The organism is Bradyrhizobium septentrionale, assembly GCF_011516645.4.
GTDB lineage: Bacteria > Pseudomonadota > Alphaproteobacteria > Rhizobiales > Xanthobacteraceae > Bradyrhizobium > Bradyrhizobium septentrionale.
The window spans coordinates 1751031-1774860 of record NZ_CP088285.1; the positions used below are offsets into that span (position 1 = coordinate 1751031).

The 23830-nt window shown below is 65.3% G+C and carries 22 protein-coding genes and 1 pseudogene; 13 read left to right on the forward strand and 10 right to left on the reverse strand.

Features of this window, described 5'->3' with window-relative positions; all coding sequences use genetic code 11:
* Positions 1 to 77 precede the first annotated feature (77 nt).
* Positions 78 to 935 (reverse strand): LysR substrate-binding domain-containing protein, encoded by an 858-nt coding sequence (locus tag HAP48_RS10235; protein ID WP_210292824.1) that lies wholly within the window; start codon positions 933 to 935, stop codon positions 78 to 80.
* Between the two features lie 106 nt (positions 936 to 1041).
* Here HAP48_RS10235 and HAP48_RS10240 point away from each other — a divergent pair, with 106 nt between their 5' ends.
* From HAP48_RS10240 to HAP48_RS49980, 3 genes are read left to right on the forward strand one after another with little or no spacing between them, the layout of a single operon-like run.
* Positions 1042 to 1425 carry a tautomerase family protein gene (locus tag HAP48_RS10240; RefSeq protein WP_166213875.1) on the forward strand — a complete coding sequence of 128 codons (384 nt, stop codon included), beginning with the start codon at positions 1042 to 1044 and terminating at the stop codon, positions 1423 to 1425.
* Entirely contained in the window at positions 1422 to 2633 is a 1212-nt protein-coding gene (locus HAP48_RS10245) for a pyridoxal phosphate-dependent aminotransferase (RefSeq protein ID WP_224496999.1), read from the forward strand. The genes HAP48_RS10240 and HAP48_RS10245 overlap by 4 nt, the downstream gene beginning before the upstream one ends.
* On the forward strand, positions 2630 to 2755 hold the full coding sequence (locus HAP48_RS49980; RefSeq protein WP_275949040.1) for a hypothetical protein: 126 nt from the start codon (positions 2630 to 2632) through the stop codon (positions 2753 to 2755). The genes HAP48_RS10245 and HAP48_RS49980 overlap by 4 nt, the downstream gene beginning before the upstream one ends.
* A 126-nt stretch (positions 2756 to 2881) precedes the next feature.
* On the opposite strand, the gene HAP48_RS10250 is transcribed toward HAP48_RS49980, so the two are convergent.
* The 5 genes from HAP48_RS10250 to HAP48_RS10270 all read right to left on the reverse strand — a co-directional run bounded on the left by HAP48_RS10250 (position 2882) and on the right by HAP48_RS10270 (position 6752).
* A complete protein-coding gene (locus tag HAP48_RS10250; RefSeq protein ID WP_029079743.1) occupies positions 2882 to 3763 on the reverse strand; it encodes a 3-hydroxybutyryl-CoA dehydrogenase in 882 nt (293 codons plus the stop codon).
* A 247-nt stretch (positions 3764 to 4010) separates the two neighbouring features.
* Positions 4011 to 4961 carry an electron transfer flavoprotein subunit alpha/FixB family protein gene (locus HAP48_RS10255; RefSeq protein WP_166213874.1) on the reverse strand — a complete coding sequence of 317 codons (951 nt, stop codon included), beginning with the start codon at positions 4959 to 4961 and terminating at the stop codon, positions 4011 to 4013.
* Positions 4961 to 5710, reverse strand: a complete 750-nt coding sequence (locus tag HAP48_RS10260) for an electron transfer flavoprotein subunit beta/FixA family protein (protein ID WP_092123260.1) — start codon at positions 5708 to 5710, stop codon at positions 4961 to 4963. Before HAP48_RS10260 ends, HAP48_RS10255 begins: the two co-directional genes overlap by 1 nt.
* A 117-nt stretch (positions 5711 to 5827) precedes the next feature.
* Positions 5828 to 6400: a cob(I)yrinic acid a,c-diamide adenosyltransferase gene (locus tag HAP48_RS10265; RefSeq protein ID WP_166213873.1), complete on the reverse strand. Its 573-nt coding sequence runs from the start codon at positions 6398 to 6400 to the stop codon at positions 5828 to 5830.
* A 157-nt stretch (positions 6401 to 6557) separates the two neighbouring features.
* Positions 6558 to 6752, reverse strand: coding sequence for a twin transmembrane helix small protein (locus tag HAP48_RS10270; RefSeq protein WP_166213872.1), 195 nt, complete (start codon positions 6750 to 6752; stop codon positions 6558 to 6560).
* Between the two features lie 166 nt (positions 6753 to 6918).
* On the opposite strand from HAP48_RS10270, the gene HAP48_RS10275 reads away from it, so the two are divergent.
* Positions 6919 to 7779, forward strand: coding sequence for a YihY/virulence factor BrkB family protein (locus HAP48_RS10275; RefSeq protein ID WP_420869894.1), 861 nt, complete (start codon positions 6919 to 6921; stop codon positions 7777 to 7779).
* Here the strand turns inward: HAP48_RS10275 and HAP48_RS10280 are convergent.
* Both HAP48_RS10280 and gluQRS read right to left on the reverse strand, forming a co-directional pair.
* Positions 7706 to 9025 (reverse strand): ATP-binding protein, encoded by a 1320-nt coding sequence (locus HAP48_RS10280; RefSeq protein ID WP_166213871.1) that lies wholly within the window; start codon positions 9023 to 9025, stop codon positions 7706 to 7708. The genes HAP48_RS10275 and HAP48_RS10280 overlap by 74 nt on opposite strands.
* 134 nt (positions 9026 to 9159) lie before the next feature.
* On the reverse strand, positions 9160 to 10029 hold the full coding sequence (gene gluQRS, locus HAP48_RS10285; RefSeq protein WP_166213870.1) for a tRNA glutamyl-Q(34) synthetase GluQRS: 870 nt from the start codon (positions 10027 to 10029) through the stop codon (positions 9160 to 9162).
* Positions 10030 to 10193: 164 nt separating this feature from the next.
* On the opposite strand from gluQRS, the gene HAP48_RS10290 reads away from it, so the two are divergent.
* Together HAP48_RS10290 and HAP48_RS10295 are read left to right on the forward strand one after the other, a co-directional pair.
* On the forward strand, positions 10194 to 10847 hold the full coding sequence (locus HAP48_RS10290; protein ID WP_166213869.1) for a DNA-3-methyladenine glycosylase family protein: 654 nt from the start codon (positions 10194 to 10196) through the stop codon (positions 10845 to 10847).
* A gap of 158 nt (positions 10848 to 11005) precedes the next feature.
* On the forward strand, positions 11006 to 12574 hold the full coding sequence (locus HAP48_RS10295) for a glycoside hydrolase family 17 protein (RefSeq protein ID WP_175612341.1): 1569 nt from the start codon (positions 11006 to 11008) through the stop codon (positions 12572 to 12574).
* 111 nt (positions 12575 to 12685) lie between these two features.
* Here the strand turns inward: HAP48_RS10295 and HAP48_RS10300 are convergent, their stop codons facing one another.
* On the reverse strand, positions 12686 to 13573 hold the full coding sequence (locus HAP48_RS10300; protein ID WP_166213868.1) for a LysR family transcriptional regulator: 888 nt from the start codon (positions 13571 to 13573) through the stop codon (positions 12686 to 12688).
* Positions 13574 to 13778: 205 nt separating this feature from the next.
* Here HAP48_RS10300 and HAP48_RS10305 point away from each other — a divergent pair, with 205 nt between their 5' ends.
* The 5 genes and pseudogenes from HAP48_RS10305 to HAP48_RS10325 all read left to right on the forward strand — a co-directional run bounded on the left by HAP48_RS10305 (position 13779) and on the right by HAP48_RS10325 (position 20423).
* A complete protein-coding gene (locus HAP48_RS10305) occupies positions 13779 to 14747 on the forward strand; it encodes an NAD(P)H-dependent flavin oxidoreductase (RefSeq protein WP_166213867.1) in 969 nt (322 codons plus the stop codon).
* Positions 14748 to 14778: 31 nt separating this feature from the next.
* Positions 14779 to 16297 (forward strand): annotated as a pseudogene (locus HAP48_RS10310) (acyl-CoA synthetase).
* Between the two features lie 107 nt (positions 16298 to 16404).
* Complete coding sequence (locus HAP48_RS10315) at positions 16405 to 17490, forward strand: DUF2855 family protein (RefSeq protein ID WP_166213866.1); 1086 nt, start codon at positions 16405 to 16407, stop codon at positions 17488 to 17490.
* A gap of 100 nt (positions 17491 to 17590) precedes the next feature.
* Positions 17591 to 19378, forward strand: coding sequence for a flavin-containing monooxygenase (locus tag HAP48_RS10320; RefSeq protein WP_166213865.1), 1788 nt, complete (start codon positions 17591 to 17593; stop codon positions 19376 to 19378).
* 67 nt (positions 19379 to 19445) lie between these two features.
* On the forward strand, positions 19446 to 20423 hold the full coding sequence (locus HAP48_RS10325; RefSeq protein ID WP_166213864.1) for a peptidyl-alpha-hydroxyglycine alpha-amidating lyase family protein: 978 nt from the start codon (positions 19446 to 19448) through the stop codon (positions 20421 to 20423).
* A gap of 205 nt (positions 20424 to 20628) precedes the next feature.
* On the opposite strand, the gene HAP48_RS10330 is transcribed toward HAP48_RS10325, so the two are convergent.
* Positions 20629 to 22389 (reverse strand): chloride channel protein, encoded by a 1761-nt coding sequence (locus tag HAP48_RS10330; protein WP_166213863.1) that lies wholly within the window; start codon positions 22387 to 22389, stop codon positions 20629 to 20631.
* 191 nt (positions 22390 to 22580) lie between these two features.
* Here HAP48_RS10330 and HAP48_RS10335 point away from each other — a divergent pair, with 191 nt between their 5' ends.
* Both HAP48_RS10335 and HAP48_RS10340 read left to right on the forward strand, forming a co-directional pair.
* Positions 22581 to 23138 carry an HNH endonuclease gene (locus HAP48_RS10335; protein ID WP_166213862.1) on the forward strand — a complete coding sequence of 186 codons (558 nt, stop codon included), beginning with the start codon at positions 22581 to 22583 and terminating at the stop codon, positions 23136 to 23138.
* A gap of 218 nt (positions 23139 to 23356) precedes the next feature.
* Positions 23357 to 23830, forward strand: a complete 474-nt coding sequence (locus HAP48_RS10340; protein WP_166213861.1) for a MarR family winged helix-turn-helix transcriptional regulator — start codon at positions 23357 to 23359, stop codon at positions 23828 to 23830.

Here is a 23830-nt window from a genome sequence, read left to right on the forward strand (position 1 = left end):
TTGGCGTAGCCGGGGAAAGTTAACGCTTGGTATCGGCGGCCGCGTCAGGCTGACACATCGTTTGGACGACGAGCCGCTCAAGCCGCGTTCGCCGCGAAGGCCGCACCCAGGGTGCGCAGCGCCTGCCGTGTCCGCGCGTCCGACAGCTTTGAGTGAAGCATGACGTCGCGCGACGGCAATGGCGGCAGGCCTAGCCGCGGTCCGAGGTCGACGGTATCGGCCGGCGCCACCCGGCGCGCCAATGCTGCGACGGCAAGGCCCGCAGAGATCGCAGCCCCGATCGTCGCAAGTCCGCCACCGACGAAGGCCTCGGTCCAGGCGATGCCAGCAGCGTCGAGAGCCTCGACCGCCATGGCGCGCACGCTGCAAGGCTCGGCTTGCGTCGCCAGACGCAGCGGCTCGCCCGGCCGATGGTGAAAATCGGGCGCGGCCATCCAGCCGAAGGGTTCTTCGAACAGCACATCGCCATCGCGGCGCTTGGCATCGTGGCGCAGCACGATCGCCGCATCGAGCTTGCCGTCGTCGAATGCGCTGAGCACCGAACGTGACGTATCGACATGCAGCTGGATCACCAGTCCCGGATCGGTGGTGTTCATCCGCTTCAACAGCGAGGCCAGTTCCGATCCCACGATGTGATGGCTGATGCCGACGACCAATCGCCGATGTTCGACGGCAAACGACCCGATCGCCGATTGATGCGCGGCCACCAGATTGCGCGCCGCGCCGAGGAAGGCAGCCCCTTCCGCGGACAGCCGGACCAGCCGCGGCGTTCGCTCCAGCAGCCGCCGGCCGAGCCCGTCTTCCAGACGCCTGATCTTCAGGCTGACCGCGGATTGCGTGGTCTCCATGACCTGCGCCGCCCGCGTGAAGCTGCTGAGGTCGGCCACCAGGACAAACGCCTGCACCGCCTCGACGTCGAGTGCCTTCATCGCCATTCATTTAAATTGACAATCATTGAAATGCGATATCATACCGTTTTTCAATGATCAAGAAGCCCCTAGGATCGGCGCCGCACGTAACGCCGCCAGGAGAGCCACCATCATGCCGCTGACCCGCGTCTCCCTGCGACGGGGCAAGCCCGCCGCCTACCGCAAGACCATTCTCGAGAGCCTCTATCGCGCCATGCGCGAGACCTTCGATGTGCCGGAAGGCGATCGCTTCATGACGATCTCTGAGCACGATGACGACGATTTCGCCTATGGCGCGGACTATCTCGGCATCAGGCGCAGCGACGATCTGGTCGCCATTCAGATCACGGTCAGCAACACCCGCCCGGTTGCGCAGAAGCAGAAGCTCTATCGACGCATCGCCGAACTGCTGACGGAAAGTCCCGGCCTGCGCGCCGAGGACATCTTCATCAACCTTGTCGAGGTGCTTCCCGAAAACTGGTCGTTCGGCAACGGTGAGGCGCAGTACGTCCGATGAACGCGACACCGATCCTCTCGCCGCGCATGAGCGGCATCAAGGCATCGCCCGCATCGGTGCTGCGGCGCCGCGCCCGCGAACTGCGCGCCGCCGGGCGCGAGATCATCGAGCTGTCGTCGGGCAATCTCGACTTCCCGACGCCGGATCATGTGATCGCGGCAGCGCATCAAGCGGCACGGCGCGGCGAGACCCGCTACACCGATGTCGACGGCACGCCGGAGCTCAAGCGCGCGGTGCAGGCCGCGCTGCTGCGCGACCACCAGCTCGATTACGAACCGAACGAGATCGTGATCACCAACGGCTCGACGCAGGCGCTGTTCAACGCGCTGCTGGCGACGCTGGCACCTGAAGACGAGGTGATCGTCCCCGCGCCGTACTGGGCGCCCTATCTCGATCAGGTGCGGCTGGCGGGCGGCATGCCGGTGATCGTGCCCTGCGCGCAGAACAACGGCTTCAGGCTGCGTGCGGAGGATCTGCAGGCGGCGATATCGCCGCGAACCCGCTGGATCGTCGTCAACAATCCGGTCAATCCCTCCGGCGCGCTCTATTCTCCGGAGGATCTGGCCGAGATCGCCGCGATCCTGATGCGGCATCCGGACGTCTGGGTGCTCGCCGACGGGCTCTACGAGCACATCGTGTTCAATGGCGCTCCCGCGCCGACGCTTGCGGAGATCGAGCCGCGCCTGAAGCCGCGGACGCTGACCGTCAGCGGCCTCGCGAAGAGCTACGCCATGATGGGATGGCGCATCGGTTACGCCGCCGGCCCTGCGGCGCTGATCCGCGAGATGATCACGATCCAGTCACAGACCACCTCCGGTGCGTCGTCGATCAGCCAGGCGGCCGCAATTGCCGCCCTCGACAGCGCGCAGGATGTGCTGGCCGAGCGTGCCGCCATCCTTCGCGCAAGGCGTGACCGCTTTTCTGAACTGGTGAACGGATGCAGCGGGCTCTCCTGCACGCCGCCGGAGGCCACGTTCTATCTGCTGGTCAGTTGCGCCGGCGTGATCGGCAAGCGCGCTTCCGACGGCAAGCTGATTGCGACTGACCGCGATTTCTCCAGCTACCTGCTCGAACAAGCCGATCTGGTGGTGTTTCCCGGCGAGGATTTTGGGCTGTCGCCCTATATCCGCGTCAGTTTCGCCAACCCGTCATCGACCATCGAGGAAGCCGCAAAGCGGTTGAAGCGCGCCTGCGAGGCCCTGCAATGACAACGCACGGGCAGAGCCAGCGCCTCGCGCTAACAGCGCATCTGCTCGGACTTGGAACGGGTGTGACTGTCATCGTCGGTCTCGTGCCCGCGACACTTGCGCTGCTGCGGGCACTGATCTGAGACGAGAGCCGCGTGATTAAGGCGCGGTGAGACTGGTTTGAACTGGCGACGCGAAGATGGTCCGCCCCCTCTCCCGCTTGCGGGGGAGGCGAAGGGAGTGCACGGACAATCAAATCGTATTGCGCGTCACCGCGTCGGGACCGGCTTGTCACCGCGATAGTCGTAGAAGCCGCGCTGGCTCTTGCGTCCGAGCCAGCCGGCCTCGACGTACTTCACCAGCAGCGGGCACGGCCGGTACTTGGAATCGGCGAGCCCCTCGTGCAGCACCTGCATGATCGACAGGCAGGTATCGAGGCCAATGAAATCGGCGAGCTCGAGCGGGCCCATCGGATGATGCGCACCGAGCTTCATCGCGGCGTCAATCGCCTCGACGTTACCGACGCCTTCATACAGCGTGTAGATCGCCTCGTTGATCATCGGCAGCAGGATGCGGTTGACGATGAAGGCGGGGAAATCCTCGGACACCGCGACCTGCTTGCCGAGCTTGGCGACAAAGGCCTTGGAGGTGTCGAATGTCACGTCGTCGGTGGCGATGCCGCGGATCAGCTCGACCAGCTCCATCGCCGGCACCGGATTCATGAAATGAATGCCGATGAATTTCTCCGGGCGGTCGGTCGAGGCGGCGAGCCTTGTAATCGAGATCGACGACGAGTTGGTCGCGACGATCGCTTCCGGCTTCAGCACCGCGCAGAGGTCGTGGAAGATCTTGCGCTTGGTCTCTTCCTTCTCGATCGCGGTCTCGATCACGAGATCGCAATCGGCGAGCGCATCGATCGTCTCGGAAGAGGTGATGCGGTCGAGCGCCTGCTTTCGCTCGCTCTCGCTGATGTGTTTCTTGGCGACCTGGCGGGTCAGATTGCCGTTGATGGTCGCCAGCGCCGACTTCAGCCGGTCGCCGGACACGTCATTGAGCACCACGTCGAAGCCGGCCAGCGCCGCCACATGGGCGATGCCGTTGCCCATCTGGCCCGAACCGATCACGCCGACCTTTTTGATTGCCACCGTCATCTTGTCATCCACCGGAACGGCGCGCATGTCGCGCCTGCCCAATTCCAACGATACCCGAAGTGAAGCCTTCCGGGTTGCCCAATCCGCCGGAAACGTTTCCCGGGACCATGATGTGATTAAAGATAATCACACCCCGATCCCATTTTCCCCTATCGAGCTCGATCCTTTCGGAAAACCGTTTCCGGATCGTTGCCCCAAGAATAATAACGCCGGCCGGAGATTACTCACCCGGCCGGTGTCTTGTCGCTTACTTTCCGAGCTTGCCGAGTGCTTCGGTCAGCTCTGGAACCGCCTGGTAGAGGTCGGCGACCAGGCCGTAATCGGCGACCTGGAAGATCGGTGCGTCCTCATCCTTGTTGATGGCGACGATCACCTTGGAGTCCTTCATCCCGGCCAGATGCTGGATCGCGCCGGAGATGCCGACCGCGACATAGAGTTCCGGCGCCACCACCTTGCCGGTCTGGCCGACCTGCCAGTCGTTCGGCGCATACCCGGCATCGACCGCGGCGCGCGAGGCGCCGACGCCGGCGCCAAGCTTGTCGGCGAGCGGCTCGATATACTTGGCGAAGTTCTCGCGGCTCTGCATCGCACGGCCACCCGAGACGATGATCTTGGCCGAGGTCAGTTCCGGACGGTCGCTTTTTGCCACTTCCTCGCCGACGAACGACGACAGGCCGGGGTCCGCCGCCGATGCGGCGTTCTCGATTGCGGCGCTGCCGCCTTCACCGGCTGCGGCGAAGGTCGAGGTACGGACCGTGATCACCTTCTTGGCGTCCTTCGACTTCACGGTCTGGATCGCGTTGCCGGCATAGATCGGCCGCTCGAAGGTGTCGGGCGCGACGACCTTGATGATCTCCGAGACCTGCATGACGTCGAGCAGCGCTGCGACGCGCGGCATCACGTTCTTGAAGCGCGAGGTCGCGGGTGCGACGAAGGCGTCATAGTTCGGCGCCAGCGAGACGATCAGCGCAGCCAGCGGCTCGGCAAGGTCGTGCTCATAGGCGGGACCTTCGGCCACCAGCACCTTCGCGACGCCGGCGAGCTTGCTTGCTGCTTCCGCCGCCGCCTTGGTGCCCTGGCCGCCACCGGCAACCAGCACATGGACGTCGCCGCCGAGCTGGCTCGCCGCGGTCAGCGCCTTGTTGGTCGAGTCCTTCAGGGTCTCGTGGTCGTGTTCAGCAATCAACAGCGTCGTCATCAGAGAACCCCGGCTTCGGTCTTGAGCTTGTTCACGAGTTCGGCGACGTCCTTGACCTTGACGCCCGCCTTGCGGCCTGCCGGTTCCGCGGTCTTCAGCACTTCCAGACGCGGCGTGAGATCGACGCCGTAATCCGACGCGCTCTTGTCGTCGATCGGCTTCTTCTTCGCCTTCATGATGTTGGGCAGCGACGCATAGCGCGGCTCGTTGAGGCGCAGGTCGGTGGTGACGATCGCCGGGCCCTTGAGCTTGATGGTCTGCAGGCCGCCGTCGACTTCGCGCGTGACCTTGAAGTCAGAGCCTTCGACCTCGAGCTTGGAGGCGAAGGTCGCCTGCGACCAGCCGAGCAGCGCGGCCAGCATCTGGCCGGTCTGATTGCTATCGTCGTCGATCGCCTGCTTGCCGAGGATGACGAGGCCGGGCTGCTCCGCCTCGACCACCGCCTTCAGGATCTTGGCAACCGCGAGCGGTTCGACATTGCCTTCAGCCTTGACCAGGATGCCGCGGTCGGCGCCCATCGCGAGCCCGGTGCGAATGGTCTCGGATGCCTGCGCCGGTCCGATCGATACCACCACCACTTCGGTCGCCTTGCCGGCTTCCTTCAGCCGCAGCGCTTCCTCGACGGCGATCTCGTCGAACGGGTTCATCGACATCTTGACGTTGGCGAGCTCCACGCCCGATCCGTCGCTCTTGACGCGGACCTTGACGTTGTAGTCGACGACCCGCTTTACCGGCACAAGAACCTTCATCGATCCTCTTTCGCTTTGATTTTATGGGTTTCGGTTGGCTGGCGCGGAACCTAAAGGTCCCGTACCCCCCGGTCAACGCGGCAAAGCCAAAAAACCGTCCCCCGGTTTTGAACCAGTTTAGCGGTTCTGGCCCGGTACCCACAACACGTCCCCGGCCCCTTTGTTGTTCTGGAAGCGGCTGGCAACGAACAGGAAATCAGACAGACGGTTCATATACTGGATGCCAGCTTCATTGACCGTCTCGTCCGGCCGGGCTGCGAGTTCCACCATCATGCGTTCCGCGCGGCGACATATCGTCCGGGCCAGATGCAGATATGCAGAAGCGGGTGTCCCGCCGGGCAGCACGAACGAGGTCAGCGGCGCAAGCTGGTCGTTCAGGCTGTCGATATCGCGCTCGAGCCGCTCGACCTGGCTCGCCAGCATCCGCAGACGCTCAGTCTTGCCCTCGCGCTCGGGCACCGCAAGGTCGGCGCCGAGATCGAACAGATCGTTCTGGATCCGGCCGAGCATCGCATCGACATCGGGGCTATCGGCCAGATGCAGCCGCACCACGCCGATCGCCGCATTGGTCTCGTCGACCGTGCCGTAGGCAGCAACACGCAGATCGTATTTCGGCCGCCGCTCGCCGGAGCCGAGCGCGGTGGTGCCGTCATCGCCGGTGCGCGTGTAGATCCGATTGAGAACGACCATGGTTGGCTCCGGTGTTGTCACCTCTCCCACAGGGAGAGGTCGCGAGCATCTTGCGAGCGGGTGAGGGGATGCGGTCTAACGACGGACCTGAACCCCTCACCCGGATCGCCGATGGCGATCCGACCTCTCCCAATGGGAGAGGTGAAGGTTAGCGCATCTACCGCCCCATCGCCCAGACCACGAGCATCGCGATCACGATGGCGACGAACTGGAACAGCACGCGCAGCCGCATCAGCTTCTGCGACGTGTTCGGCGAGCCGCCCTTCATCATGTTGACGAGGCCGAGCAGCAGCACCAGGGCCACGGCGCCGACGGCGATAGGAAGAACGATCATGCTGAGGACGGATGTCATCTGCGGTACATAACACCGCATGGACTGGACTTCCACACAGCTGGGCCATGCAACCAACTGGCTTTTCAATGCGTAATATCAGATGCTGGGCCGGTTCTCGGACCGAGCCGTCGTCGACAATGCCGGGTGGAATGTGAAGCAGCTTCGTTACGTCACCCATGTCGTGATGGATGCCTTTTACACGTTCCTCGCCGATGACGGCTGGGCGATCGCGAGCCATATCGCGCTGTCGACCCTGATGGCGCTGTTTCCGTTCCTGATCGTGCTGACGTCGCTGGCCGGCTTCTTCGGCTCCAAGGAGCTTGCCGACCAGGCGGTCGGGCTGTTGCTCCAGGTCTGGCCGGACCAGGTCGCCGAGGCGCTGTCCGATCAGATCCACGACGTCTTGACCAACACCCGCGGCGACATCCTGACCATCGGCGCGGTACTCGCGGTCTACTTCGCCTCCAACGGCGTCGAGGCGCTGCGGGTGGCGCTGAACCGCGCCTATGCCGTGATCGAACCGCGGCGCTGGTACTGGCTGCGGCTGGAGTCGATCGGCTACACCCTGGTCGCGGCGTTCACCTCGCTCGCGATGGCGTTCCTGATCGTGCTCGGACCGCTGATCATCGAGGCGGCGCGGCGCCATATTCCGTTCTTCGTCGAATCGAACGAGAGCCTGCTCAACACCGCCCGTTACGGCATCACGGTGCTTGCCCTGGTCGTCGCGCTCTTCATCCTGCATGCCTGGCTGCCGGCAGGCCGCCGCGGCTTCACGCAGATCCTGCCCGGCATCATCTTCACCGTGGTGGCGTCGCTGGTCTCCGGCATCGGCTTCGGCATGTACCTGGCGCGCTTCGCCAACAACTATGTCACGATGTATGCGGGACTCGCCTCGGTCATCATCGCGCTGGTGTTCCTGTATTTCATCGCCGCGATCTTCGTGTTCGGCGGCGAGCTGAACGCGGCGATCATCAAGTCGCGGTTGCCGCACGGCGTGTCGCTTCAAGCAGCGCAGTCGCTAGCGCCCGCGGAGAAACAGGCTTGACCAGGAAGGCGTCGGCGCCGGCAGCGCGCGCCGCGGCCTCGTCCTCGGCACGGCCGGAAATCCCGACGATCACGATACGGCCGTGCGGCGGCGGCAGCGCGCGGATGCGCCTGATTGCCTCGACGCCGTTGATGCCCGGCAGCACCATATCCATCAGCACGGCGTCGAAGGCACCCTGCCCGAGCCGATCGGGCGCGGCCTCGCCTTGGCCAACGAATTCGGCGTGGTGACCGAGCTCGATCAGGATCGTGTTGAGCACGACGCGACCGAACGGATTGTCCTCGACGCTGAGCAGCCGCAGCCCTTGCGACAGCAGCGCCGTCCCGCCTTGGCCCGGCGCCGCCCCGACCGGCCCTTCGGCGCGCGCCAGCACCACGCTGAGCGTGAAGGTCGTGCCGCCGCCGGCGCGCTGGGCCGCGACGATGTCGCCGCCCATGGCGCGCGCGAGCTGCCTGACCGAGGACAGGCCGAGCCCGGCGCCGCCGAACCGCGAGGCGATCGAGACATTGGCCTGCGAGAACGGCCGGAACAGGCGCTTGACCTCAGATAGCGTCAGGCCGATGCCGCTGTCGGAGACCGCGAAAGCGACTCCGAATCCGCCGCCGCCGATCCTGCCTTTGGCGGCGCGCACCGGCGCGACATGCAGCTCGATGCTGCCCTGCTCGGTGAACTTGACGGCGTTGTCGATCAGGTTTTCCAGCGCCGCACGCAGGCGGACGGGATCGCCAACTGCGAAGGCGGGCAGCTTGCTGGAGACCTCCACCGAGGCCTGCAGCCCCTTGGCCGCCGCGCGGCCGGCCAGCGAATCCCCGGCGTGGCGCGCCAGCGTGCGCAGATCGAAAAAGTCCTGCCGGATCTCGAGCCCCGGGCCCTCGCTGCGGGCGGCATCGACGAACAGGGTGGCAAGGCTCGCCAGATGCTCGGCGCCGGCCCTGATGGTATCGACCCAGCGCCGCTCGCGCTCGCCAATATCCGACGTCGCAAGCAGGTTGCTGATCGCGAGGATTCCGGTCAGCGGCGTCCGCACCTCATGGGCAAAGGCGGCGAGTGCGGTCTCGACCATACCGGGAGCGGCATTCGCGGACGGCTTCGGCGCGGCCCGCTTGCGGCGCGGCCTGGCTGCGGTCTTGGTCGCACGAGTCTTTGTGGTACGAGATTTGGCGGAGCGCGTTTTTGCGGCGCGCGTCTTCGGCGGCACCCCTCCGGATGGCCGCGTGCTGCGCCGTACGCGCGATTTTGACGCCATGGTCTCCGTGATCCCCGCCCCTCATCGCAACATGGCATGCCAGGCGTGCCAGAGTCACGGCGGCGTTTGCGGCTTTCCTGAGCAAAGCGGCACGTTGGTAACCCGCTTGCTCGCGATCTGAATTCGGCCGGGATTTACGGCAGGCCGACCAGGCGGCGGATGTCGGCCGGGCTCGCCCCCGCCGCCCGCAGCTCGCGCAGCCCGGTCGCCTGGGTCGATTTCGACAGTTTCCGGCCGGCGGCGTCCGGGATCAGCCGGTGGTGCCGGTAGATCGGCGCGGGCAGGCCCAACAGTTCCTGCAGCAGCCGGTGCACGCTGGTCGACCAGAACAGGTCAACGCCCCTGACCACATCGGTGATGCCTTGCAGCGCATCATCAATCACGACGGAGAGATGGTAGCTGGTTGGGGTTTCCTTGCGCGCCAGGATCACATCGCCCCAGGCCTCAGGCCGGGCCGCCACGTCTCCGCGCTCGCCGGCCGGCCCCTCGCCCGCTTCCCGCCAGCGCAGGCTTCCGGCGCGCGCGCACGCGGCCGCCATGTCGAGCCGCAGCGCGAATGGCGCGCCCTGCCCGACCAGCCGGTCGCGGTCCTCGGCCGACAGCGACTTGGCCGCTCCCGGATAGAGCGGCGCGCCATCCGGATCGCGCGGCCATGCACCACCGGCCTCTCTTTCGGCGACCAGCCGCGCGATGTCGGCCCGGCTCTCGAAGCTCGGATAGACCAGCCCCTGCGCCGAAAGCCGGTCGACGGCCGCGCGATAGGCGGCAAAATGCTCGGACTGCCGCCGCACCGGGGTTTCCCAGCCGATGCCGAGCCAGCCGAAATCCTCGTAGATCGCCTGCTCGAACACCGGACGGCAGCGCGTCGCATCGATGTCCTCGATCCGCAGCAGGAAACGTCCACCCGACTGCCGCGCAAGGTCAAAGTTGAGCAGCGCCGAATAGGCGTGGCCGAGATGGAGATAGCCGTTCGGACTCGGTGCAAAGCGGAAAACGGGTGGCATGGCGTTTGGTCACACGTCATTGCCAGGCTCGCCCCGGCGATTCTGATTCGAGCACGAACCCGGTTTCTACTTTTCCGGACCATGCGGCTGGACAAGACTCTGTTACGATAGGAGATGGATGCGCGGGTCAAGCCCGCGCACGACAAGTCGATGCAGATCCCGCAATGCTGATCCATCTCGAAACCCAGGCCGACCTCGACGACGCAATCCACAGGCTGGTCGCCCAGGACCGCCGCCTGCGGCCGATCCTGGAACTGAGCGGCATGCCGGCGATCCGGCAGCGCGAGCCGGGCTTTGCCGGGCTCGCCGCGATCATCTGCGGCCAGCAGCTGTCGACCGCGAGCGCGGCGGCGATCTGGGGACGGGTCAGCAACGCGTTCGATCCGTTCCACCATGATGCGATCCGCAAGGCGCGGGCCGACCGGCTCGGCCGGCTCGGGTTGTCCGCGGCCAAGATCAAGACCCTGAAGCACATCGCCCGCGAGCTCGCTGAGGAGCGGCTGAACCTCGACGTGCTCGCCAATGAGGAGGCCGATGCCGCGCACAACACCCTGACCGCATTGCCCGGGATCGGCCCCTGGACCGCCGACGTCTATCTCCTGTTCTGCCTCGGCCATGGCGACGCCTGGCCCGCCGGCGACCTGGCCGTTCAGGAAGCGGTCAAGGTCGGGCTCGGTTTGAAGGAGCGGCCGACGCCGAAGCAGATGGCGCCGCTTGCGGAGCCGTGGCGTCCGCTGCGCGGCGCCGCCGCCCATTTGTGGTGGGCGTATTATCGCGTGCTCCGGAATCGCGAAGGCGTGATCGCCGGCGCAAAATAAGGTGCGAAAAAACACTTGCCGTGTGATCGCGTGATATATCATCAGTAGACCGATACTTTTTCAATTTGCCGGCCTCGCGCATTTTGCAAGCCCAGCACATCCTTTCTGCAAGGAGGACCGACCTGGTTTCTCGCCGCATTCCGCTGACGCTGCTCCTGATGTCCCTGGCCGCCATCGCCGCGGTGTGGTGGTGGCTGGGCATACCGGTCAACCTGGTGCGGGCACCGATCGATCCGAACGACAAGGTCCAGTGCATCTCATACGCGCCGTTCCGTAACCACCAGACGTCGCTTTCGCAGTCGACGCAGGTGTCGAAGGAACAGATCGCGGAAGATCTCGCCCAACTTGCCAAGATATCCGACTGCATCCGGACCTATGCGACCGATCTCGGCCTCGATCAGATCCCCGAACTGGCGGCCAAGGCGGGGCTGAAAGTCATCCAGGGCATTTTCCTCGACCGCGACCGGAAGAAGAATGCAACGCAGGTCGAAACGGCGATCCGCCTCGCCCGGGAATATCCGGAAACCATCATCGCGCTGGTGGTCGGCAACGAGGTCCTGCTGCGCAAGGAAATGTCGGCTTCCGACCTCGCCGCCCTGATCCGCTCGATCAAGGCCCAGGTCAGCGTCCCCGTCACCTATGCCGACGTCTGGGAATTCTGGCTAAGCAATCGCGAACTTTCCGACGTGGTCGATTTCGTCACGATTCATATCCTGCCCTATTGGGAGAACATTCCAATTCCGGCGGAACGTGCCGCCGCCCACGCTGACGAGATTCGCCGGCAGATCGCGGCGGTCTTTCCGGGCAAGGAGATCCTGATCGGAGAATTTGGTTGGCCGAGCGAGGGGCGCATGCGCGAGTCGGCGCTGCCGTCGCGCACCAATCAGGCGCGGGTGGTCGCGGAGGTGCTGGACCTCGCGCGGCGCGAGCATTTCCGCGTCAACCTGTTCGAGGCCTATGATGAAGGATGGAAGCGGGAGATCGAAGGCACGATCGGCGGAACCTGGGGTCTGTTCGATTCCGAACAACGCACACTGAAATATCCGGCGGGCCTGCCCATCAGCAATTTCCCGCGCTGGAAGCTGCAAATGCTGGGGGGAATGGCGCTGGCGATCCTGGTGTTCGGCGCGGCATGGCTGACCTCAAGCCGCAAGCCCGAACAACCCGGGCTTGCGTCATGGCTTACTGTCGGCGCATCGGCGACCACAGCCGGAATCCTGTTCGGGGTGGCCGCCCAGAAGATGGTCTATGAAAGTTACGGAACGGGTGGCTGGCTGCTGTGGGGCTCACTGCTGGCGGCGGCCACGGCTTCGCCGGTGCTTGGCGCCAACGCCCTGATGTCGGGTCGCACATCGCCCAGCTTCCTGGAATTGTTGGGTCCGAAGGGACACCACACTGAATCGGTGCTGATGACCCTGCACGGATTGGCCTTGATGGTCACCGTCGTGATCGGCACCGCGACCGCGATCGGCCTCGTGTTCGACCCGCGCTTCATCGATTTTCCCTTTGCATCGCTCACCATGGCGGTCGTGCCCTTTGCGGCGATCACGCTGCTCAATCCTCCCGCGAAAGGAAATCGCCCGCTCGCGGAATCGATCTTTGCCGGCATTTTTGCCGTGGCGGCGATTTATGTCGGGTTCAACGAAGGGCCGGAGAACTGGCAGTCGCTGTGGACGTGCGCCGCCTTCTTGCTGTTTGCAGTCACGCTATGGCGGGCGCGCGCCTGAGAATGCGTTCTAGAGCGGGATGACTTTTCTTCGAATCGTCATCCCGCTCTATCTCTTTGTTTTGAGCATGATCTTTTCGGAAAACCGCTACACACTTTTCCGGATCATGCTCTATCCGCGCAGCCTGACGCGGTCCTCGCGCGCGGCAGCGGTGACGAAGTCGATTACCGCGCGCACCGCGGGGAGTTCGACGAGATCGGGGTGTGCAAGCAGCCAGAGGTCGGCCACGCTGAACAGCTTTTGCGGAGCGACGCGCACGAGATCGGGATAGTCGGCTGCGACAAAGCACGACAGCGCGGAAATTCCGAGCGCGGCCCGCGCCGCGGCAAGCATATCGCCCTGCGACGAGCACCGCATCACCACCGATCCCTGCCGCGTGATGGCATCGCTCCAGCGCGCCAGGCGCTCATTGGACGCGCGATCGGCGAACCCAATGATGCTGTGTCCTTTCCACTCGTCGCGCCGTTCGGGCAGACGCCGCCCCGCGGCGTAGTCGCGCGAGGCAAAGAAGCCGGTGCCGAGACGGCCGATCTTGCGGCCGATCAGATTCTCGTCGCCGCTGTCCACCGGCCGCAACACGACATCTGCCTCTCGGCGGCGCACGCTGGCCGGAAACGGATGGGTGATGATCTCGAGTTGGATGTGGTCGTGGGCACGGAGAAACGGACCGAGCCGCGGCATCAGCCAGTGCGAGGCGAGCGTCGCACCGATCGACAGCTTGACCACGCCGCGCGCCTGCGCGCCGGTCGCCGACACCGCGGCTTCGGCACGTAGCGCCGCCGCCGCCATGGCCTCGACATGCTCGCGGAATTTGCGCCCCTGCGATGTCAGCGAAAGACCGTCATTGGATCGCGCGAACAGGGGAACCCCGAGTTGATCCTCCAGCTCGGTGACCTTTCGACCGACCGTCGGGTGGCTGGAGCGCAGCCTGCGCGCTGCGGCCGCGAAGCTGCGGGTTTCCGCAACCGCGACGAAGGTCTTGCAAAGGTCCCAGTCCATCGGCTCCCCCACGGCGATGCTGCGGCCGCCCTGTTCATTCTTGATGAGCTATCTGTTCAATATTGAACGGCTCGGCGATGCCGTCCAGCCCTATAATGCACAGCAGCAAGCGCGGGCCAGCGGCTCCGCCCGGCCCGACGCGCTCAAATCAACATCAATGAACGCGCCCCGGCCCTGGCCGGCCTCGCGACAAAGGAGGACCCGAATGCCGTTGCCTGCTTCGCTCGCCAACAAGCTTGAACTGCCGGTCGTCGGCTCCCCGCTGTTCATCGTCTCGGGGCCGGAACTGGTGATCGCGCAGTGCAAGGCCGGCATCGTCGGATCGTTCCCGGCGCTGAATGCCCGCCCGGTCGAGAAGCTCGGCGAGTGGCTGACGCAGATCGAGAACGAGCTCGGCGAATACCAGGCGCTGCATCCGGAGAAGAAGGTCGCGCCCTACGCCGTCAACCAGATCTGCCACGCCTCCAATGACCGCCTGCGCGACATGGAAACCTGCGTGAAGCACAAGGTGCCTGTCATCATCACCTCGTTGCGCCCGCCGTCCGAGATCGTCGAGGCCGCGCATTCCTATGGCGGAGTGGTGTTCCACGACGTCATCAACGTCAAGCACGCCCGCAAGGCCGCCGAGCAGGGCGTCGACGGATTGATCCTGGTCTGCGCCGGCGCCGGCGGCCATGCCGGCACGCTGTCGCCGTTCGCGCTGGTGCGTGAGGTCAAGCAATGGTTCAACGGCACGATCCTGCTGTCGGGTGCGATCTCCGACGGCTGGAGCATCGCATCCGCGCTCGCGCTCGGCGCCGACCTCGCCTATATCGGCACCCGCTTCATCGCGACCGAGGAAGCCAACGCCGACCTCGGGTACAAGCAGGCGCTGACCGAATATGCGGCGCACGACATCGTCTATTCGAACCTGTTCACCGGCGTGCACGGCAACTATCTCGGGCCGTCGATCGCAGCCGCAGGCCTCGATCCGGCCAATCTGCCGGTCGCCGACAAATCCACGATGAACTTCGGTTCCGGCGGCAACACGAAGGCCAAGGCCTGGCGTGACATCTGGGGCTCCGGCCAGGGTATCGGCCAGATCACGGACGCCCCGCCGGTCGCCGAACTGGTGGCGCGGCTGAAGGCGGAGTACACCGAGGCGCGCAGCGATTTCCTGCGGGCCAGCGCCTGATGCCCGGACGACCCGCCTGGAGAGACCCGGTATGATCATCAGCGGCGACCGACAGATCAGCTATAGCGACATTCACGCCCGCATCGCACGGGCGGCCACCGGCTTCCGCGCGCTCGGCGTGCAGGGCGGCAAGCCGGTCGGCATGATGCTGCGCAACGATTTCGCGTTGTTCGAAGTGGTCGCAGCCGCCGCTGCGCTCGGCAGTCCGGTGGTGCCGATCAACTGGCATCTGAAGGCCGACGAGGTCGCCTACATCCTGTCCGACAGCGGCGCCGACACGCTGGTCTGCCACGCCGATCTGCTGCCGCAGATCCACGACGGGTTGCCGCCGGGGATCAAGCTCCTGGTCGTGACGACGCCACCGGAGATCGCCGCGGCCTATGGCGTGGCGCCGGCCTCCACCCGCGTGCCCGACGGCATGACCGATTGGGATCTTTGGCGTGAGACGCATCAGCCGCTGACCGACGCGCCGATCGGCGCGGCGCCGATGTTCTACACCTCCGGCACCACCGGGCTGCCGAAGGGCGTCAAGCGCAAGCCGATGCGGCCGGAGCAGCAGGCGGCGGCCGCGCCGCGTCGGCGCCATCACCTACGGCGTCAAGCCGAACGAGGACCAGGTGATCCTGATGAACGGCCCGATGTACCATTCGGCGCCGCACTCCTACGGGATGCTCGCGTTCCGCAACGGCTGCGCAATCGTGCTCGAGCCGCGCTTCGATCCCGAGGATCTGCTGCAGCTGATCGAGCGCCACCGCGTCACGCACATGCATATGGTCCCGACCATGTTCGTGCGGCTGCTTCGCCTGCCCGAAGAGACGCGGCGCCGCTACGACCTGTCGTCGCTGCGCTTCATCGTCCATGGCGCGGCGCCCTGCCCGGTCGACGTCAAGCGCGCGATGATCGAATGGTGGGGACCGGTGATCAACGAATATCTGGGTTCGACCGAGACCGGCATCCCGGTCTGGCATTCGGCGGCCGAAGCGCTGGCCAAGCCCGGCACGGTCGGCCGCGCCATCGAGGGCGGCATCGTGAAGATTTTCCGGCCCGACGGCACGCAATGCGACGTCGGCGAGCCGGGCGAGATCTTCATGCGCCAGACCACGGCGTCGGATTTCGATTATCACGGCAATGCCAAGGCGCGCGCCGAGGCCGACCGCGACGGCCTCGTCAGCGTCGGCGACGTCGGCTATCTCGACGCGGACGGTTATCTGTTCCTGTGCGACCGAAAGCGCGACATGGTGATCTCGGGCGGCGTCAACATCTATCCCGCCGAGATCGAGAATGCCCTGATCGGCATGGAAGGCGTCCGCGACTGCGCGGTGTTCGGGGTTCCCGACGACGAATATGGCGAGCGGCTGTTCGCCTGCGTCGAGCCGGAAGCAGGCGCCGCACTCTCTGTTGCAGCGATCCAGGATTTCCTGCGCGGCAAGCTTGCCAATTTCAAGGTGCCGAGAGACATCCGCTTCATGGACGCGCTGCCGCGCGAGGCCACCGGCAAGATTTTCAAGCGCAAGCTGCGCGACCTCTACCGCGAAGGACAGCTTCGCTGAGCGACGTGGCAGCGAAGCCGAACGGCGTTTGAAACTTTGTTGCTGTTGCAAAGGGCCGGCGATCGACGCAACGATGCCGGCGCTCATCCGAGGCCGGGATCATCGCCATGAACTCCACCGACTTCATCGTCATCCGCAATGACCTGCAGCAGTGCAAGGTGATTGAGACAGGGCTGCCCGATGCCGCGGCGCTGCCGGCCGACGCGCTGCTGGTGAAGGTGACCCGCTTCGCGTTCACCGCCAACAACATCACCTACGCCGTGATCGGCGAGCAGCTGAAATACTGGCATCTGTTCCCGGCGCCTGACGGCTACGGCATCATTCCGGTGTGGGGCTTTGGCGAGGTGCTGGCCTCGAAGCATCCAAACGTCGCGGTCGGCGAAACGCTGTTCGGCTATTTCCCGATGGCGACCCATCTTGTCATCGAGGCCGCCGACGTCAGCAAGCGCGGCCTGCGCGATGGCGCCGCGCACCGGCAGGAGGTCTCGCCGGTCTATAACGCCTATGCCCGGGTCTCCGGCGATCCGACCTATGCCGGCCGCCAGGGCGATTTCCGTGCGTTGATGCTGCCCTTGTTCATGCTGTCGTTCCTGGTCGACGACTTCCTGGCCGAGAACGAATTCTACGGCGCGCGCCGCGTCATCCTGTCGTCGGCCTCGAGCAAGACCGCGTTTGGCCTCGCCCATCTGCTGCACAAAAGGGGCATCCGGGTGATCGGGCTCACCTCCAAGGGCAATGTCGATTTCGTCAGCTCGCTCGGCTGCTATGACGAGGTCGTCACCTATGACCAGGTCACCGCGATCCCGCCGGCCGAGCCGATCGCCTATGTCGACATGGCCGGCAACAGCGCGCTGCGCGAGACCCTGCACCGGCACTTCGGCGCACAGATGGTCTATTCCGGCCGGGTCGGACTGACGCATCGCGCCAACGAGCCGGACGAGCCGACGCTGCCCGGCGCCAAGCCGGTGTGGTTCTTCGCGCCCGACCAGATCCGCAAGCGCGCCAAGGAATGGGGCCCGGGCGGCATCGACCAGCGCTTTGGCGCCGCCTGGACCGAGCTCGTGCCACATCTGCCCGATTGGCTCGAGGTGGTCGAGCGACGCGGCCCGGCCGCGGTGCGCGAGGCCTATCTCGATACCCTGCAGGGCCGCGTCCCGCCCGATCAAGGCTTGATCCTGTCGTTGGCCGAATAGGCGATATCCCGTCACGCCCTTTCTGCATGGCTTCGGATGGGTATAGGCTTTGCGGCAATGGGAACGCCGCACCAAGGCGGCCGATGGCGAGAAACGCTCAATGCTCGACAAGACGGACGATATTTCGGTCGCCGCCGACAATTGGCTTGTGCAGTTCGAGGATGCGCTGGCGAGCCCCGAAGATGTGCTGCTGAAGCCGCTGTTCCATCCCGACAGCTATTGGCGCGACGTGCTGGCGCTGAGCTGGAACATCCAGACCGTCAACCGCGCCTTCGCGATCCTCGAGGAGATGCCCGCGCATGCCCGCCGCAGCACGCCGAGCAATTTCCGCATCGATGCCGAGCGCGGCGCGCCACGCCGGGTGATGCGCGCCGGCACCCAGGCGATCGAGGCGATCTTCAAGTTCGAGACGGCGGTTGGCCGCGGCCACGGCATCGTGCGGCTGGTCCCCGATGCGGCCGATGACGGTCGGTTGAAGGCCTGGACGCTGCTGACCGCGCTGGAGGAATTGAAGGGTTTTGAAGAACAGCAGGGAACCACAAGGCCGCGTGGACAAGCCTATTCCCGCGACTTCCGCGGACCCAACTGGCTCGACCTGCGCAAGGCAGCGGCCGAATATGCCGACCACGACCCCGATGTGCTGGTGGTCGGCGGCGGACAGGCCGGGCTTGCGATCGCCGCGCGGCTGCAACAGCTCAGGATCGACGCGCTGATCGTCGACCGCGAAGCGCGCGTCGGCGACAATTGGCGCAAGCGCTATCACGCACTCACCCTGCACAACCAGGTGCAGGTCAATCATCTGCCCTACATGCCGTTCCCGCCGAACTGGCCGACCTACATCCCGAAGGACAAGCTCGCCAACTGGTTCGAATCCTATGTCGACGCCATGGAGCTGAACTTCTGGACCGGCACGGAGTTTGTCGGCGGCAGCTATGACGACGCGCAGGGACGCTGGACCATCGAGCTGCGCCGCGCCGACGGCACGACACGGAAAATGCAGCCGCGCCATGTCGTGATGGCGACCGGCGTCAGCGGCATTCCCAGCGTGCCCGACATCCCGGGCCTGAAGAACTTTGCCGGCAAGGTGCTGCATTCCAGCGGCTACGAGGACGGCGAACACTGGGCCGGCAAGCGGGCGCTGGTGATCGGCACCGGCAACAGCGGTCACGACATCGCGCAGGACCTGCACTCCTCCGGCGCCGAGGTCACGCTGGTGCAGCGCTCCTCGACGCTGGTCACCAATATCGAGCCGTCGGCGCAGCTTGCCTATGCCGCCTACAATGAAGGCTCGCTCGAGGACAATGATCTGATCGCGACCTCGATGCCGCTCACGCTCGCCAAGCGCAGCCATGTGCTGATAACCGAGCAGTCGAAGGAGCTCGACAAGCCGCTGCTCGACGGCCTCGCGCGCAAGGGCTTCAAGCTCGATTTCGGCGAGGGCGGCACCGGCTGGCAGTTCAAGTACCTGACGCGGGGCGGCGGCTATTATTTCAACGTCGGCTGCTCCGATCTCGTCGCGGGCGGCGCCGTCGCTCTGAAGCAGTTTTCCGACATCGAGACCTTCGTAAGCGAAGGCGCGCGGCTGAAGACCGGCGAGACGGTTGCGGCCGACCTCATCGTGCTCGCGACCGGCTACCGGCCGCAGGAAGAGCTGGTGAAGAGACTGTTCGGTGAAGCCATGGCTGTGCGCGTCGGCCCGATCTGGGGCTTTGGCGACGGCCAGGAGCTGCGCAACATGTACACCCGCACGCCACAGCCGGGCCTGTGGTTCATCGCCGGCAGCCTCGCGCAATGCCGCATCAACTCGCGCCCCCTCGCGCTGCAGATCAAGGCGATCGAGGAAGGCCTGTTGCCGCGCGATGCCGGGCCGGTGGTGAAGCTGGCATAACCATCCACCGTCATTCCGGGGCGCGCGCAGCGCGAACCCGGAATGACGAGAAGAGAGAGGAAGAAAAATGCCAACCATCCTCGGCACCGGCGAGCATCGCTACCGCGTCGTTGAGAATTTCGCGAAACTGCCCGACGGCTGGAGCCTGACGGATGTCGCCTCCGTCGCGGTCGACAGCAAGGACCGCGTCTATGTCTTCAACCGCGGCGAACACCCGATGGTGGTGCTCGACCGCGAGGGGAATTTTCTCAGGAGCTGGGGCGAAGGCCTGTTCTCGCGCGCCCACGGCCTGCACATCGATGCCGACGACCATCTCTATTGCACCGACGACGGCGACCACACCGTGCGCAAGTGCTCGAGCGACGGCAAGGTGCTGCTGACGATCGGCATCCCGAGCAAGCCGGCGCCGTTCATGAGCGGCGAGCCGTTCCATCGCTGCACCCATACCGCGCTGTCGCCGACGGGCGAGATTTATGTCTCCGACGGGTACGGCAATGCCTGCGTCCATAAATACACGCCTGACGGAAAACTCATCAAAACCTGGGGCGAGCCCGGCACCGATCCCGGCCAGTTCAACATCGTGCACAACATCGCGACCGACGCCGACGGCTGGGTCTACGTCGCCGATCGCGAGAACCACCGCGTCCAGGTGTTCGACGGCAACGGCAGATACGAGACGCAGTGGAACAATCTGCACCGGCCTTGCGCGCTGTGTTGCTGCGGCGGCGGCAAGCAGCCCAACTTCGTGATCGGCGAGCTCGGCCCCGACATGGCGGTCAATCGCAAGGTGCCCAATCTCGGCCCGCGGCTGTCGATCGTAGACCACAAGGGCAACCGCATCGCCCGGCTCGGCGGCGAGCACGGCCCGGGCGTGGAGACCGGAAAATTCCTGGCGCCGCACGGCATCGCACTGGATTCACGCGGCGACATCTATGTCGGCGAAGTCGGCGTCACCGACTGGAAGACCAGCTTTCCGGACACCGAGATGCTGGCCGCCGTGCGCGTGACGCGGTGCTTGCAGAAGCTGGAACGGGTGACGGCGTAGCGTCGGCCCCCTTATTTATCCCCGTCATGCTGAGGAGCGCGGAACGCGCGTCTCGAAGCATCGACGGCCCCCGCCGCCGCAGCTCGGCCGTGCATCCTTCGAGGCTCGCTGCGCTCGCACCTCAGGATGACGGGTCTGATAGATTGCGACGGACAGAGCCTCACTTCCGTTTGCTGCCTGACGCCTCGGCTATCCCCCGCCGAAATCAAATCTCGCCGATCACCTCGCGGCGGCGCAGTTCGGATTCTTCCGCATAGCGCCGCATCGCGTGCGCTTCGGTGAGCAGGCCGATCGGCCGCCGGTCGCCGTCGCCCTCGACCACCGCGAGCGATTCCGCTTCGGCCGCGTCGAACACCGCGATCGCTTCCTGGACGTTCATGCCGGGATGCAGCATCACGTCGGCGTAGCGCAGAATGCCGGCAAGCCCCTTGTCGGCCTCGAGATCGGGCGCATGCGCTTCCGCGACCAGCGCAAGGCCTGCATAACGTCCCTCGCCGTCGACCGCGACGACCTGGGTCTTCGACCCCGGCGGAAATTCCTCGCGGAACGCCTCGATCGGCATCGCGGCGTCCACCGTTATCATGTCCCGCCGCATCATCTTGCCGACCGTCAGATCGCGGATCCAGCCGATATCGGCGGCGCTGCGGATGGTCTCGCCGCGCAGATGCAGCCGCCAGGTCGCGAACGAATAGCCGAACAGCTCGCGCGTGATCGTGGTCGAGATAATGACGGCGAGCAGCACCGCAGTGGTGAGCCAGAGGTCACCGGTGGATTCCAGCGCGATGAACGACATCGTCAGCGGACCGCCGATCACCGAGGCCGACAGCGCGCTCATGCCGATCACCGCATAGGCGCTGGGATCGAGATTCAGCCCCGGCCACACGATGTCGACGCCGGCCGCGAACAGCCGGCCGCCGAGCGCACCCATGAACAGCGTGGCGAAGAACAATCCACCGCGGAAGCCCGAGCCGAGCGAGACGATCGAGGCCACCGCCTTCAGCGCGAACACGCCGGCGATGAAGGCAAGCGGCATCGCCACGATGCCGGCGAAGCGCAGCGCGCCGTGGCCCGACGACATCACCTGCGGCGTCAGCAGCGCCATCGCGCCGACGGCGAGCCCGCCGAGCGCCGGCCGCAGCGGCGGCCAAAGCCTCGTCTTGGCGAGCAGCGCCTCGCACAGCGTCACGCCGCGCATGATCGCAATCCCGGTCAGGGCCGCGACCATGCCGAGCAGCGCGGCAATTGCGAGGTCCCGTCCGAGCACAGCGCCGACGGTTCCGACGCCGACACCGAGCGGCAGCGGCTCGAAGGCATGGGCGACGAAGTAGCCGGTCACCGCCGCGACGCCGACCGGGGTCAGGCTCGCCGGGGTATAGCCGCCGATCACAAGTTCGAAAGCGTAGAACGCGCCGGCGAGCGGGGCGCTGAAGGCGCCGGCGATCGCCGCCGCAGCGCCGCAGCCGACCATGATTCGCTGGTCGTTGCGGCGGAGGTGGAAGCCGCGCCCGAGCGAGGCGGCCAGGCCGCTGGACAATTGGGTATAGCCGGCCTCGAGCCCCACCGAGCCGCCGATGCCGCTCGACCAGATCGTCTGCAGCGCCACGATCACGCTGCCACGGAACGACATCCGCCCGCCATAGAGCGCGTTGGCCTCGATCGGATCGATCTCGCGGGCCGGCCGAACCCGGAGCAGCAGAAGAAAGGCAATACCGAGCAGCAGGCCGCCGATTGAGGGAACCAGCAGCGCGCGCAGCGAATCGATGCTGGGCTGGCTCGACAACCGGTCGCCCAGCGGCAAATTGAACAGCACCGAATGCAGCACCGTGACCAGGCTGCTCATGACCGCCACCACGAGGCCGCCAATCGCACCGATCAATACCGCCAGCACCACGAGGCTCGTCTCGTGCGCGCGCACGAATGCGCGCAACCGGCGCGGCGCCTCGAGATAGCTTGACGTCGTGGTCATCGGCAGGGTCCGTCACTGGCCGACAGGGCCTTGCGGCTCCCTTTACGGGCCTCGCGGGCGGGAGGCAATCGGGGCAGGAACATGGCAGGGCGCGGCGGATAAGCCGCTCATTGCTCTTCACAATCCCGTCACGCTGCCTGTAGTATGTGAGTGCATGCTGCTTCGCAGCTAATGGGAGTCAGGAGCGTTATTTGAACGCACATGTCTCGCAAGGCGGTTGGCCGGTGCTGGTCTTGAATGCGGACTTCCGGCCGCTGAGTTACTACCCGCTGTCGCTCTGGTCCTGGCAGGACGCGATCAAGGCGGTGTTCCTCGATCGTGTCAACATCGTCGAATATTACGACCGCGCGGTACGAAGTCCTTCCTTCGAAATCCAGCTGCCGAGCGTCGTATCCCTGAAATCCTTCGTCAAGCCGACCACCCACCCCGCCTTCACCCGGTTCAACGTTTTCCTTCGCGACCGATTCAGCTGCCAATATTGCCTGTCGGCCGACGACCTCACCTTCGATCACATCATTCCGCGCAGCAAGGGTGGCCAGACCACCTGGGAGAACGTCGTCGCCGCCTGCTCGCCCTGCAATCTGCGCAAGGGCAATCTGACGCCGCAGCAGGCCAGGATGTTTCCGAAGCAGACGCCCTTCGCCCCCACCGTGCATCAGCTGCACCGCAACGGCCGGCTGTTCCCGCCGAACTATCTGCACGAGAGCTGGCTCGATTATCTCTACTGGGATACTGAGCTCGATCCGTAGCGGATACGGCGCGCGGACGTTCCGGCGAAATCCACACGAAAAGAAGCTAATCGTGGGCGCCAATAGCTGCTGCCGCGAATCCATGGATTTTCTTCGAGTATGTCGGACACCATAAGCCTCTGTCCTCGCCGCAGAGTGCGTTCGCTTTTGCGTGACCGGCAGAGATATTCCAAGGAATATGATTGTAGCCTAATCATTAGTATCCTATCTAACTGGACATGGCTCCGTCGCAAGCTCATATCCACGCCGAAATCGGGCTCCTGATCACCCGACTTGGGCGGATCTGGCGCCGCGAGTCGGATCAGGCGCTGTCCGATCATGGCCTGTCGGACGCGACTGCGATTCCGCTGCTGGTGCTGTCGCGGCAGGGAGAAAACGTCCGGCAAGGCGTGCTCGCCGACGAATTGGGTATCGAGGGGCCTTCGCTGGTGCGGCTGATCGATCTGCTCGCGAGCGAGGGCTTGGTGGAGCGCCGCGAGGATCCCACCGATCGCCGTGCCAAGACACTGCATCTCACCGCAAGCGGCCAAGCCAAGGCCGCGGACATCAACCGTATCATGCGCCGCGTGCGGGCCAGCCTGCTGAAGGATATCGACAGCGAGAAACTTGCGATAACCTTCGAGACGCTCCAGCGCATCGAACAGCGTGCGAGCCGCCTGCAGGACGCGAAGACTGCCGCAGAGGCGAAATAG

Excerpts from the sequence above, each read along its gene's own strand:
- HAP48_RS10320 (WP_166213865.1), top strand. The coding sequence starts at position 17,591 with ATGCTCGACAAGACGGACGATATTTCGGTCGCCGCCGACAATTGGCTT.
- HAP48_RS10255 (WP_166213874.1), bottom strand. The coding sequence starts at position 4,961 with ATGACGACGCTGTTGATTGCTGAACACGACCACGAGACCCTGAAGGAC.
- HAP48_RS10270 (WP_166213872.1), bottom strand. The coding sequence starts at position 6,752 with ATGACATCCGTCCTCAGCATGATCGTTCTTCCTATCGCCGTCGGCGCC.
- HAP48_RS10290 (WP_166213869.1), top strand. The coding sequence starts at position 10,194 with ATGCTGATCCATCTCGAAACCCAGGCCGACCTCGACGACGCAATCCAC.
- HAP48_RS10250 (WP_029079743.1), bottom strand. The coding sequence starts at position 3,763 with ATGACGGTGGCAATCAAAAAGGTCGGCGTGATCGGTTCGGGCCAGATG.
- HAP48_RS10340 (WP_166213861.1), top strand. The coding sequence starts at position 23,357 with ATGGCTCCGTCGCAAGCTCATATCCACGCCGAAATCGGGCTCCTGATC.
- HAP48_RS10325 (WP_166213864.1), top strand. The coding sequence starts at position 19,446 with ATGCCAACCATCCTCGGCACCGGCGAGCATCGCTACCGCGTCGTTGAG.
- HAP48_RS49980 (WP_275949040.1), top strand. The coding sequence starts at position 2,630 with ATGACAACGCACGGGCAGAGCCAGCGCCTCGCGCTAACAGCGCATCTG.
- HAP48_RS10280 (WP_166213871.1), bottom strand. The coding sequence starts at position 9,025 with ATGGCGTCAAAATCGCGCGTACGGCGCAGCACGCGGCCATCCGGAGGG.
- HAP48_RS10295 (WP_175612341.1), top strand. The coding sequence starts at position 11,006 with ATGTCCCTGGCCGCCATCGCCGCGGTGTGGTGGTGGCTGGGCATACCG.
- HAP48_RS10260 (WP_092123260.1), bottom strand. The coding sequence starts at position 5,710 with ATGAAGGTTCTTGTGCCGGTAAAGCGGGTCGTCGACTACAACGTCAAG.
- HAP48_RS10235 (WP_210292824.1), bottom strand. The coding sequence starts at position 935 with ATGGCGATGAAGGCACTCGACGTCGAGGCGGTGCAGGCGTTTGTCCTG.
- HAP48_RS10315 (WP_166213866.1), top strand. The coding sequence starts at position 16,405 with ATGAACTCCACCGACTTCATCGTCATCCGCAATGACCTGCAGCAGTGC.
- HAP48_RS10300 (WP_166213868.1), bottom strand. The coding sequence starts at position 13,573 with ATGGACTGGGACCTTTGCAAGACCTTCGTCGCGGTTGCGGAAACCCGC.
- gluQRS (WP_166213870.1), bottom strand. The coding sequence starts at position 10,029 with ATGCCACCCGTTTTCCGCTTTGCACCGAGTCCGAACGGCTATCTCCAT.
- HAP48_RS10275 (WP_420869894.1), top strand. The coding sequence starts at position 6,919 with ATGGATGCCTTTTACACGTTCCTCGCCGATGACGGCTGGGCGATCGCG.
- HAP48_RS10305 (WP_166213867.1), top strand. The coding sequence starts at position 13,779 with ATGCCGTTGCCTGCTTCGCTCGCCAACAAGCTTGAACTGCCGGTCGTC.
- HAP48_RS10265 (WP_166213873.1), bottom strand. The coding sequence starts at position 6,400 with ATGGTCGTTCTCAATCGGATCTACACGCGCACCGGCGATGACGGCACC.
- HAP48_RS10245 (WP_224496999.1), top strand. The coding sequence starts at position 1,422 with ATGAACGCGACACCGATCCTCTCGCCGCGCATGAGCGGCATCAAGGCA.
- HAP48_RS10240 (WP_166213875.1), top strand. The coding sequence starts at position 1,042 with ATGCCGCTGACCCGCGTCTCCCTGCGACGGGGCAAGCCCGCCGCCTAC.
- HAP48_RS10330 (WP_166213863.1), bottom strand. The coding sequence starts at position 22,389 with ATGACCACGACGTCAAGCTATCTCGAGGCGCCGCGCCGGTTGCGCGCA.